This is a genomic window from Paenibacillus zanthoxyli JH29, from assembly GCF_000520715.1.
Lineage (GTDB): Bacteria > Bacillota > Bacilli > Paenibacillales > Paenibacillaceae > Paenibacillus_AQ > Paenibacillus_AQ zanthoxyli.
Map to the genome: position 1 here is coordinate 1 of NZ_ASSD01000041.1, position 13,004 is coordinate 13,004.

The following is a 13,004-nucleotide window of genomic DNA, read 5'->3' on the forward strand; positions in this document are numbered from 1 at the left end:
ATTGTACCCTGTTTTTTAAGGGTTACAGAGTACTAGCTCTCTTACTCGTAACCCTTTCACGAATTCAGGTTTTAAAATATGTACAGAATTTAATTGAATTGACATTATTTTATGGTATTATATTTATGAATGGTATTTTATGTGAGCATTTTGCAAAAATCCGAGCCCTTGAGCGATAAGGTTTTCTGAGCATAAAAAAGGGACTTCACCCCTAAATGGAGAAGTTTTCAAGCGACCAAACCCGAAAACAAACCAGAGGAAGTGAAGTCACTTTGTATATTCTCCAAGAAAGTCTATTTTCCTTTGAAGAACTTCAAAAACTTGAATCCAAAGACCGCTTGCCTATCTTTTTCAGCTCAATCGACTTGCGGCCTTATGCCAGAAAATTGAGAAACAACTCACTTCGAGGCGCCGATGGACACTGCCGACAGGGGATTCTTCGTGCATTGCTTGCAGCGCCGCTGGAGAACATCGACACGTTTACAGGCTTGCATCGACGGTTAGACATGGATCTTCGCTTTCGTTACCAATGCGGTCTCCGGCTTGATCGAAAGGCGCCATCGATTGCTACCTTAAGTCGCGTCTTTGCTGACTTGACCAATAAAGGACTGGCGAAGCGTCTGTTTGAGGATCTTGCTATACGCTGTAAGGAAGAAGGAATTATCGATGGAAGTCATGTGGCGATTGACAGTGCAGCAATCCATGCCTACGAGAAGAAACAACCAAAACGTAAAAACGAGCTGACCGGGAACGCCAACTGGGGCGCGAAATTCGACTCGTTTGGCAATAAGGTCAAGTGGTTCGGCTACAAGCTTCATCTTGCTGTCGACACTGCAAGCGAACTACCCTTGGCGCTCTCGGTTACACCAGCCCATGTTAATGACGGCGATATGGCTCCTGCTCTAATGCAACAGGTGGCTGCGGGTGCGAAAGTGAAGTTTTTTATGTTTGACGCTGGCTATGACCAACTCAAAAACTATGAAGCGGCACGGAACGTAAAGGCGCAAGCGATTATTCCGATGAACCTTCGCAATGAGAAGGAATCGCCTGCGGGTATAACCTCCAGCGGTACGCCCTGCTGCTCAATGGGCATTGCCATGACCTATTGGGGGGCGGATGGCGATTACCTGAAATTCCGCTGTCCCCATGCTACAGGCAAAGTAGACTGTCCGCTCGGTATGGTAGCCTGTTTGTCCTCCAACTATAGGATGGTCGTTAAAGTCGATACGAAAAGTGATTTGCGCCGCTATTCCAGTCCGCATCGGGACACGAAACGTTGGAATGAACTTTACAACGAAAGAACGAGCGTAGAACGGTGCAATTCCCGGATGAAAACCCATTTGACCGCAGACGCCATGCATATCTGGGGTATTAGAAGGTGATCACTTATCAATATCTGAACGCCATTGTATTGCTGGCTTCTGCACTCACGATGGTTCGCCAGTCCGGGAAAGTCGCTGCTTAAATATTTTTTTGATGATACAGAAATTCTGCAGGTCTGCCCGTTTTTATATTCGAGTCGCCCTAAGATGAAAATGCATCACTGACTAGAGTATGAGGGCTGTTATTCAGTTCTGAATTTTGTAATTATGCAAAATGCTCAAGAATGATAAAGTATATAAAAACTATAAATTAAGTTTGGATTCGTATTTAAGTTTATTTTTAAAAAAGGAGAAAATTTATGATAGATATATATTGTTTTCCTCCTGCAGGGTCATCTTCGATTTTTTTTAATAATTGGAATATGAATTTGTCAAATAATATTAACGTTCGTTCAATTGAGTTAAAGGGGCGAGGAGCCTTAATAGAAGAAGATCTTAGTGATAATTTGGAGGAAGAAGTAGAAAGTATCTATCAAAAGATCAAAAATAATATATGTGATCATCATTATTGTTTTTTTGGACATAGTATGGGAGCATCGTTAGCTTTAGAATTAACATTCAAACTTCAAGAAAGAAAATCGCAACTACCGTTACTTTTAATATTGTCAGGGGTAAATCCACCAAACATTGTACAAATGCATAGACAACTTCATGGATTACCTAAAGGAGAGTTGATTAAAGAATTGAAACTAATGGGGGGATCTCCGGAAAGTGTATTAGACAATCCGGAATTTCTTGATTATTTTTTACCTTTAATCGTTAACGATTTGAAAATTACAGAAAATTATTGCTTTAATCATGTTGGAAAGAAAATTAATGTTCCCATATTAGTTGTAAACGGTAGCAGCGATCCGTACATAAATTTCGAATCTATACTGGATTGGGACAAAATATCCAGATTTAAAACTGAGTTTTATGAATTGCAAGGAGGACATTTTTATCTGAAAAAAAATGAACCAATCTTTTTTGATTTGCTAAATAAATTGCTCGAAGGGAGAATTTTGAATGCAAGAGTGTAATTTAATTAATATGCTCGATAAATTGAAATTTAATGATGAGCGAGGAATTTATTTTATTGAGTCTAGAAATGAGGAAACTTTTATTTCATACAAAGCTTTATATGAGTCTGCACGATATAGATTGTTTGATCTGCAAAAGAAAGGTTTAAAGCCTAAGGATAAAATCATTCTTCAAGTAGATAAAAACTCCGACTTTATTGTCAACTTTTGGGCTTGCTTATTAGGAGGAATTATACCGATTCCTTGTTCATTGAATGATAATGAACAGCAAAAAATGAAAATATTGAAAATTTATGAAATTTCAAATAATCCCTTTGTGTTGTTAAGTCAAGAAAAATGGCCTATTTTAAAAAGATTTCTTGAAGACACTATTTCTTCATCTGAAATAGAGAAATTCACTAATAGCGTAATAGTCTCAAACTATTTATTAAATGATACTTCTTATGGGGAGATAGCGAATACAACTTCTGATGACACGGCTTTTATACAATTTTCTTCTGGTTCAACGGGTACGCCTAAAGGGGTGGTGCTATCGAATAAAAATATATTAATTAATTTGGAAGATAGTATTGTAAGATCAGAAACTACCAACGCAGACTCGTCTATTAATTGGATGCCATTAACACATGATCTTGGATTGATACAAATACACTTGGGTAGTATTTATGCACGAATTGATCAATATATAATGACGTCTCAACTTTTTTTGAAAAGGCCCGTTCTATGGATGGAGAAAGTATCACAACACAAAATAACACAACTATATACAACAAATTATGGAATCAAGCTTTTCCTAGATGCATTCGAAAAAAACTCGGAAGCAAATTGGGATCTAAAAAATGTGAGATTTATTCTTAACGCGGCTGAACCCATTTCCCCAACCCTCTGTAAAGAATTCCTGAATAAAATGGGTAAATATAGACTTAGCGAACTGGCAATGTTCCCTGCATATGGTTTGGCTGAGGCGACGGTCGGGGCTGCTGGCCATGGAATTAATCACCCATTAACCATATATAAGTTAGATCGTAATAATCTATCAATAGGTAATCGAATAAAGGAAGTGGATCATCAAAATGGTGTGGAATTTTTAGAAATCGGTCCGCCTTTAGATAATACAGCAATAAGAATATGTGATTCGAATGATACCGTGCTTGATGACAATTACATTGGGAGAATCCAAATAAAAGGAGGGAATGTGACTAAAGGTTATTTGAATGAAGAAGGTACCTCAAATGGACTATTTACCAATGATGGATGGTTAAACACAGGGGATGTAGGTTTTATAAATATGAATAATCTTATCGTGACTGGAAGAGAAAAGGATTTATTAATAATTAATGGAATGAATTATTATCCTCACGATATTGAGAGAATAGCGGAGTCGACTAATGTTATAGGACTAAATAAAGTCGCAGCGACTGGAGTGTATAATCCACATCTTTATAAAGATGAGCTAATTATATTTGTTGTTTTTAAGAGAAAGCTAAAGGAGTTCTTTGAAATATCAGAACTGATAAAAAGGACAGTAAGTAAAAAAATTGGTTTCGAAGTTACAGAAGTGATACCTGTAAAATCCATACCTAAAACGACAAGTGGAAAGTTACAAAGATTCCAATTGAAAGAACAGTTTGAAAATGGACTATATAAAGAAATCATAGATGAACTAACACTTTTGAGAAAAGATGCCTTTAAGAATGAAAATAAAGATCATCACTATAGCTCACTGGAGAATGATGTTTTAAAAATATGGATGGAGATTGTCGGACATAGTTATATAGAACTTGAAGATGATTTTTTTGGAATTGGTGGAGATTCTATGAAAGCAATCAAGATGATTGATGAGATAAATTCAAAATTTGGACTTGAAATAGAGCCTTCACAATTATTGGATGAAGTAAAAACTCCTAAAGAAATGTCTGCTTATATAAGAAGTAATTCCTCAGAATATTTAAAAGATAAGGAAGAAAAGGTGATTGAATTCAATTTTTAAGTAAGTATAAGGAGGGTGATTTAATGTTGAAGCAGCAGCAAATTACCGAAATAAACTTAGAAAAAGGACAGATTGAAAAAATAAAAACAATTTGTAATGGAAGAAAATTAGCGTTGCTTTCATACGCATGTACATTACTCAAAATTTTCCTTTTAAATAATGAAGGAATTAGTCAATTTAAACTAAATACAATGGTTCGTCATAACCAAGTTGAACATAACGTTCAACTGCAAAGCCATGTTAAAGAAAATTCCACCTTCAAAAATGTATTACGCATGATAGCGAAAGAACTAAGTGAAGTAATAACAGACAGATCCGTACCTATGACTAGTGCTGAAAATTCATATTCCCAAAATGATAAACTGTCAGAAACCAAAAATGTTTTCGTATCCGTTTCTGGAATGCATAATTTGGAAGAATTTCTCGAGAAAAATTCTCTTGTGAATTACACCATGCTTTTTTATTTTGATTTTGAAAATTACATATTATATATAAAAACCGATGAAGGTCTTAAGATAAGCTTTTTTGATTTCTTACAATACTTATTTGATGTTGTAATTGATAATCCGGATATTAACTTGTCTTCTATAATTTTTGAAAATAACAATTTTGAGAATTCAGAAGTAGAGTTGTCACAAGCATTTCCGCTCACTGATATTCAAACTGCATATTGGCTTGCTAAAAATGAGGAATTTCAATTGGGTGGCTTCTCTACACATGGCTATATGGAGATGGTAACAGAACTCGATATTGAGAAAATTAACTATTGTTTTCAATTGCTTATAGAAAAACACCCGATGCTTAGATGCGTCGTACTTCCTGAGGGTAAACAACATATCTTGAATGAAGTACCTTTTTACCCAATTGAAATTGTCGATATAAGTCATTATTCAGAAGCGGATAAGCAAAGGGAAAAGTTAGTCTTTAGAAAACAATTAGCACATCAAGATTTTGATGTGTACAAGTGGCCTCTTTTTGGCATAAAAGCTCTTAAAATTTCAACAACAAAACATATATTAGGCATAAATTGGGACATGATTGCTATTGATGGCATGAGCATGCGCTTAATCGGAAAAGAACTTATTGAATTATACAATGGAAAGAATAAAACAGAAGAAAAACAAACAGCTTCTTTTTCAAAATATGTACAGATACAGTTAAGAAATAAAAAATTAAAAGAATACAATGATTCAAAGAATTATTGGTTAGATAAAGTCGCAGATTTTCCAACGTATCCCATGCTTCCTTTTGTGAAAAATGTAGAATTTGATTCAATGACTAGACTAACATTCAATTCAAAAGTAGAAGTTTTCAGTGAGATGGATTGGGAGCTACTCGAAAATGTTGCTTCTACTTTTAACGTTACTATCTCTTCATTATTATGTACTTTTTACGCTAAGGTTTTATCTTATTGGAGTAATCAGCCACAGCTGGCAATTAATATCACAACATTCAATAGACCTAGCTATATAAATGGAATTGAGGATGTTGTAGGTGAATTTACTTCTCTAAGTCTACTTGATGTTGATTTTTCAAATAAATTAACTCTAAAGGAAGAAGCTGCTTCGGTTCAGAGTGAAATATTTAAAAACTTACAGCATAGACGTTATGATGGAGTCAAGTTCATTAGAGAACTAGCTAAAGATCGTAAGCTTCAAACAAAAGCTATTATGCCTGTTGTGTTTACTAGTTTATTAGAAAAAGAAAGCGAGCGCGGATGGGAGCAAATCGGGGATATCACATGGGAATTATTCGAAACACCACAGGTGTTTTTAGATTGCATACTTATGAGAAAGGAAAATGGATTTAAAGTGGTTTGGAATTACGTTGAAAATCTGTTCGATAACCAGAATATCGAAAATATTTTCAAACAATTTATTCAATTAATTAAAGATAGTATTAGTGGAAGAAGTATGAATGAATTTTATTTAATGCAGCCGCCTCAAGCGGATCAGAACTTTATAGATTCGTTTAATACGACTCAAAAAGATATCAAAATTAGGACTCTGAATGAGTTATTCAGCGTTCAAGCTAAGCTCACTCCTGAGAAGATCGCTTTAGAGCATGGATTTGAAAAGATAACGTATGCTCAGCTTGATCAGATTTCTAATCAAGTAGCAAGATATTTAAAAACAAAAATAAATCTAGAAAACAATAAAATTGGGCTGAAGGCCAAAAGGGATATTCCAACAATTGTTAACTTGTTAGGCATATTAAAGGCTGGGGCAGCGTATGTTCCATTTGAGGCTGATTATCCTAAAGAAAGAATACAATATATTTTAGAGAACAGTGGATGTGCGCTAACAATTGACTCAGATCTTTACAGTGATGCTGGGCTTTATCAATACGATGATACTGAAATAACTAGATCGTATAACCCAGAATCGCTTGCTTATATCTTGTATACATCGGGCAGTACTGGAACCCCTAAAGGTGTTGCGGTTTCTCACAAAGCAGTTTCCAATACAATTCAAGATATTAATGAACGATTTGGTATAACAGAAAATGATAGGTTTATTGGTCTATCCTCAATTTGTTTTGATTTGTCGGTTTATGATATTTTTGGGCCTCTTAGTACAGGGGGATCATTAGTAATTATTAATGATCAACGTGACATGTTCAATATACGAAGTGTCATTAAAAATAATAAAATAACAGTCTGGAATTCTGTTCCGGCTATTTTAGATTTGTTTCTTGAGCTGAATCTAGATGATACTGATACAGTTGATTTCATTAAGCTAATTATGTTAAGTGGTGATTTTATAAGCAAGAGAATGATTGAAAAGGCCCAATCGGTGTTTCAGAATTCACGAATTTATTCTTTAGGTGGAGCGACTGAAGCTGCAATATGGTCTATATACTATCCTATTAACAAAATTGAAAAGGAATGGAGTAGCATACCTTATGGAATGCCACTTGCGAATCAAAGAATGTATGTATTGAATCATCAGAGACAATTATGTCCAGTAGGTGTTCAAGGCGAATTGTATATTGCAGGGAGTGGATTGGCCGATGAGTACTACAGGGATATTGAAAAAACTAAAAACTCATTTATTATAGATGATTCTTACGGAAGAATGTATAAAACTGGTGATTACGGAACGTTGAATGAAAGGGGTTATATAGAATTTATAGGTAGAAAGGATTACCAAGTAAAAATAAATGGATACCGGGTTGAATTGGAGGAAATATCCAAAATACTCATGGACCTGAACCACGTAGAACGTGCTATCGTCACTAAATATCAAGAAGACAAACATATTTTTCTTATTGCTTATATCGTCTTCAATAATATAGAGCGAGAAGAGATTGATCTTAGGGCTTACTTGTCTTCGAAAGTTCCATCTTATATGGTTCCCAAACATTTTATCTTTCTTGAAAAGTTTGAGTTAAACACCAATGGTAAAATCGATTATAAAAAGTTGCCACGTCCTCCTGCGATTCGGAAAAACATCAACGAATGTACTCCAACAAATTCCGTGGAACTCTTAATGTTAGATATTTGGAAAAGGGTTTTTGACAATTCTTTTATAGGAATCGATGATGACTTTTTTGAGCTTGGTGGAGACTCTATAATGAGTATCCAAATCGTTACTAACGCTAAACAACAAGGTTTGTCTTTGAATGTAAGGGATATTTTCGAAGGCCGTACTGTTCGTTTAATATGTTCGAAAGCAAAATATAATAGTGTTGAAGAGGTTGATCAAAGTCTTGTAATTGGTGAAATTCCATTGACTCCTATTCAAAAGTGGTTTTTTAAAACACAAAAATATGATCTGAATTATTGGAATCAATCATTATTTTTGAAATTATATAGAAAGATTGATTTTAATATTTTGAAAAAATCATTTCAAAATATTCTTACTCATCACGATGCACTACGCATATCATTTAAAAAAGATCATGAAGATCAGTGGATACAATATAACAATGAGGATTGTTTTGAGTTCGATCTGAAATTTATTCAAGTTAAAAATGTTTGTAATGAAAATATAAAAGAATTGCTAATTTCAGAACAGAAATCGCTTAATCTTCAAAATAGACCAATTTTTAAAGGTATGTATTTTGAAGGTTGTGAGGATGCCGCTCTACTAATTGTTGCGCATCATCTCATTGTTGATACGGTATCCTGGAGAATTATATTAGAAGATTTGCAAAATATTTATCAATCATATGAAAAAAAAGAACAAATCAAAATTCCTTTCAAAACTAATTCTTATAAAGAATGGTCCAATAAACTGGAAGAGTACAGTAAAAAGGGCATTGATAAAAAAATTGTTGAGTACTGGAATTCCCTTGATCTAAGAAAAATAAATACGGATTTCGAATTTTCTGGGGAAAGTTTAGAGCTAGACACACGGGTAGTAGAAATTTCAATAAATGATAAAGATACAAAAAGAATAGTCGAAAAGGTTTCTAAAAGGATAAAAGGAAGTATGAAGGAGATTTTATTAGCTTCACTGTTGACTGCTTTAGGTAAGAGAGCAGGAAATGGAACTAATAGTATAACTTTTAACATTGAAGGACATGGAAGAGAAGAATTGTTTACCGACATTGATATTTCAAGAACTGTTGGTTGGTTCACAAGTATGTATCCAGTTACATTTGATTCTTTAGATATTAAAGAAAATAGAGATATGATCAAGATTGTCCAAGATAAACTAAAGGAGGTTCCTAATGGCGGGGTCGATTACGGCATATTAAGATATCTAAATAACGAGATACTTGATAAACGAAATTACAATCAATTTATTGGATTTAACTACTTAGGTAATTTTGATCAATTATTCAATTCAAGTTCTTTTTTTGAGAAGAACTTAATGTTTAATGAAACTAACTTCAGTCCAAATTCTTTGCGTTTCAATTTAATTGATGTTGTAGCCCTGATTACAAGTGACGGGCTAAAAATAAGTTTTTATTATAATTTTAACCAATTTAGTTCTGAAACGATTCAAAGCATAGCAAAGAGCATGAAAGAAGAAGTGTTAGCACTTGATAGAGAGATAAACTTTCCAGATTCAAAGCTTTCTAAAGAATCATTAAATAAAATAATTGCTAATTTGTCAGGAGGTTCAAAAAAAAGTGATGCAAACAAGTGGTCTTTTAGATGATATATATACTTTAACTCCATTACAACAAGGAATGCTTTTTCACACTCTTTACGATGAGGAGCAAAGTTCTGATTTGGCTTATATAAATCAAATGACATTATTGTTAGAAGGTAGACTTAATGTAGCGAAATTTAAAGAATCATGGCAACAAATCGTCTCGAGACATGAGGTTTTGAGAACTGTTTTCGTATGGGAAGGAATCGAACATCCTGTTCAAATTGTCTATGATGAAATAAATTTTCCAATTCATTTCCTTGATTGGAGCAACATTGATGCTCACACACAAGAGAAAAAAACATTAGATTTATTACAAAAAGAATCAAGAAAGAAATTCAAACTAGAAGAAGCACCTTTGATGAGAATCACTATTATTAAAGAGGGCGAGTCTCAATTCAGGATCATGGCAACTTATCATCACATTCTTATTGATGGATGGAGTTTTTCTATTATTCTGAAGGAATTATTCGAAGTGTATGATGCATTAGTTAAAAATCAAGACCCTATTTATAATAAAAAAACATTATTCAAAGAATATATTAATTGGCTTAATGAAAAAGATAATACTGAGGAAGAATTGTTTTGGAAAGAAGAGTTATTGGACGTTTCTTCTATGAATGGAATTATTAATGTCGAAGTCAATAAAAAAGATAGAAGTTTTTTTAAAGAAATTAGAACAGTTATTTCTGAGTCAGATACACAACAAATAGAGAAATGGGCACGAGAAAGTAAAGTTACTTTAAATACTCTTATGCAGGGCGTTTGGGGTTTATTACTGAGTCTTTTTTTGCGTCAAAATAAAGTTGTGTTTGGTTTAACTTTATCTGGAAGAGAGGGACAGTGGATTAACTCAAATAGCGTTGTAGGTCTTTTAATTAATACGATACCTTGCGTTATTGAGGTTCCAAAAGAAGGATTAATTTTGAATTGGCTAAGAAATATACAAAATAAAGGATTAGAATTAGCAGCTTATGGACATAGTTCTTTAATTGAAATATATAAATCCAAGGGTATTAGTGGTGGAGATCTCTTTAATACTTTATATATATTTGAAAATTACCCAAAGGATTTGAACGGAATACTAGGAGTACTTGAAATTAAGAATATTAATCGTTTTGAAAATACAAATTATCCTTTAAATCTTGTTATAACTCCAGCTCAGAAACTATTGATTCAGTTTACTTATAATGAAAATAAAATCAGTAATTCCAGAGTGAATCAAATAAAAGATATTTTCTTGCACTTATTGAAAGAAATTGTCTTTTGTGAGAACAAAGATTTGAATGAAATCAATTATTTGCAAGATAAAGAAAAACAAATATTAAAAAAATGGACTGAAAGTTACATTCTGAAAGAGGATGGAGGAGATGACTTATCTTCTCTCAGTTCAATTATTGAAAAGCAGGCCAGCTGTAATCCGGATGCAATTTCTATTATTTTCAACAAAGAGGAAATTACATATAAGGTTTTAAATGAAAAAGTCAACCAGTTAGCTCATTATCTTTTAAATAATGGAATGGAAAAAGAACAGTTAGTCGGCGTATATATGAAAAAATCAATTGATTTGATCATAAGTATACTTGCCGTATTGAAAGCAGGAGGCGCTTATGTTCCACTAGACCCAATCAATCCTGCAGAGCGTTTAAACTATATTATCAAATATTCCCAAATAACTAAGATTATTACAAATGGATATTTGGTGGATTTAAAGGAAGAAGATATCGAATCTAATTCAATACAAATTATTGATTTATCAGTAGAAAAATTTAAAATTATGCAAGAATCAATTCTCAATCCTGATATTTCAATATCTACCAACAATTTATCATATGTAATTTATACTTCTGGATCAACAGGCCAACCTAAGGGAGTTATGGTAGAGCACGGAAATGTATTGAGATTGCTTAAAAAAACTAGTGAGATTTATAAATTTAATAATCAAGATATTTGGACTCTCTTTCATTCGTATGCTTTTGATTTTTCAGTTTGGGAGATATGGGGAGCATTTTTTCATGGCAGTAAATTGATCATTATACCTGAAGAAACAAGCAGTTCACCTGAAGACCTATATAACATTTTAATAGAAGAAAAGGTAACTATTTTTAATCAAACACCTTCAGCTTTCAATAATCTAACAAAGTACATTGTGAAAAATGACTTGAGGGACTTATCTCTCCGATACGTTATTTTTGGCGGGGAAAAACTGGTGATGTCTGATTTACTACCGTGGTTCAAAAATAAAGAAAATCTAATTCAGTTTGTAAATATGTATGGGATTACGGAGACAACGGTGCATGCTACTTACCATTTTATTACTAAAGAAGAGGTTGAAGGTGAGAGTCGCAGTATTATTGGAAAGAAAATTTCGGATTTGAAATTCTATATACTGGACCCTTTACAGAGAGAGGTGCCTCTTGGCGTTGCAGGCGAACTGTATATTTCTGGAGATGGGGTAACTAGAGGATATTTGAATAAACCTGAGCTTACTAAAATCAAATTTTTAAAGAGTAAATCTTTCGGTATGAGCCATATGTATCGCACTGGCGATTTAGTATGTTACACAGAAGAAGGTGTCTTGGAGTATATTGGCCGAATCGACAACCAGGTAAAAATTCGGGGATACCGGATTGAGCTAGGGGAAGTGGAAGCGGTATTGAGTCGGCATCCGTCCATTCAACAGGCGTCAGTGGTAGCTAAAATGTTTCGAGAAGGGGACCTGCAACTGGTGGGCTATGTAGTCGGGGACATAGCTCGGGCCGAACTTCGCGCATACCTGAAAACGCAATTGCCGGAGTATATGATCCCCGCGTATTTGGTCGAACTGGAGACCTTGCCGTTGACGCCTAACGGGAAAGTGGATACCCGTGCGTTGCCCGATCCGGACGTAGAGAGCGAAGCTTCCTATGTAGCGCCACGAACGCTCGACGAGCAGCAGGTCGCTGAAATATTCAGCGAAGTTCTGGGGGTGAAGCAGGTAGGTGTCCACGATTCGTTCTTCGATCTGGGAGGTCATTCGCTGCTGGCAACCCAGGCGGTTTCCCGCCTGCGGGAGGCTTTTCAGAGTGAGCTGCTGCTGCGGGAGCTGTTTGAATCTCCAACGGTGGAAGCCCTCGCGCTGCGGATGAACAAATGGCGGCGTGAAAACCAAGGGGAAGCTTTGCCACCGCTGCTCCCGGTAAGCCGGGAAGAAGATATACCCCTGTCGTATGCTCAGCAACGACTGTGGTTTATCGACCGGCTGGAACCGGGAAGCGCGCTGTATAACATTCCATTTGCCCTGCGCCTGTGTGGAGACTGGAAGATGGAGTACCTGGAGCAAGGGGTGAAGGAACTGGTACGCCGCCATGAAATCTTGCGGACGACCATAGGAGAACATGAAGGTGTTCCAGTGCAGAAGATCCATCCGATGCAGAAGATTCAGGAGGAAGAACAGCGTATTTGGAACTGGACGGACTTGAGGAATCTGACACCGGAAGCCAGAGAAGCAGAGCGGGAGCGGCTGGCG

At 35.0% G+C, this 13,004-nt stretch carries 4 protein-coding genes and 1 pseudogene; all 5 read left to right on the plus strand.

The features are described from left to right. Positions 1 to 272: 272 nt before the first annotated feature. A pseudogene (locus L691_RS27525) lies at positions 273 to 1,465 on the plus strand (transposase). A gap of 216 nt (positions 1,466 to 1,681) precedes the next feature. Beyond that, positions 1,682 to 2,401 (plus strand): thioesterase II family protein, encoded by a 720-nt coding sequence (locus tag L691_RS0101805; protein ID WP_025688418.1) that lies wholly within the window; start codon positions 1,682 to 1,684, stop codon positions 2,399 to 2,401. Then, the gene (locus L691_RS27530) at positions 2,388 to 4,391 is read left to right on the plus strand and encodes a non-ribosomal peptide synthetase (protein ID WP_025688419.1); all 2,004 of its coding nucleotides are present in this window, start codon (positions 2,388 to 2,390) and stop codon (positions 4,389 to 4,391) included. Before L691_RS0101805 ends, L691_RS27530 begins: the two co-directional genes overlap by 14 nt. A gap of 23 nt (positions 4,392 to 4,414) precedes the next feature. After that, positions 4,415 to 9,502 (plus strand): non-ribosomal peptide synthetase, encoded by a 5,088-nt coding sequence (locus L691_RS30430; protein WP_025688421.1) that lies wholly within the window; start codon positions 4,415 to 4,417, stop codon positions 9,500 to 9,502. After that, on the plus strand, positions 9,477 to 13,004 hold a 3,528-nt coding region (locus tag L691_RS0101820; protein ID WP_025688423.1), incomplete at its 3' end, for a non-ribosomal peptide synthetase. The genes L691_RS30430 and L691_RS0101820, both read left to right, overlap by 26 nt.

Bases quoted from the DNA above. Each gene is read 5' to 3' on its own strand.
- L691_RS30430 (WP_025688421.1), top strand. From the start codon at position 4,415: ATGTTGAAGCAGCAGCAAATTACCGAAATAAACTTAGAAAAAGGACAG.
- L691_RS0101805 (WP_025688418.1), top strand. From the start codon at position 1,682: ATGATAGATATATATTGTTTTCCTCCTGCAGGGTCATCTTCGATTTTT.
- L691_RS27530 (WP_025688419.1), top strand. From the start codon at position 2,388: ATGCAAGAGTGTAATTTAATTAATATGCTCGATAAATTGAAATTTAAT.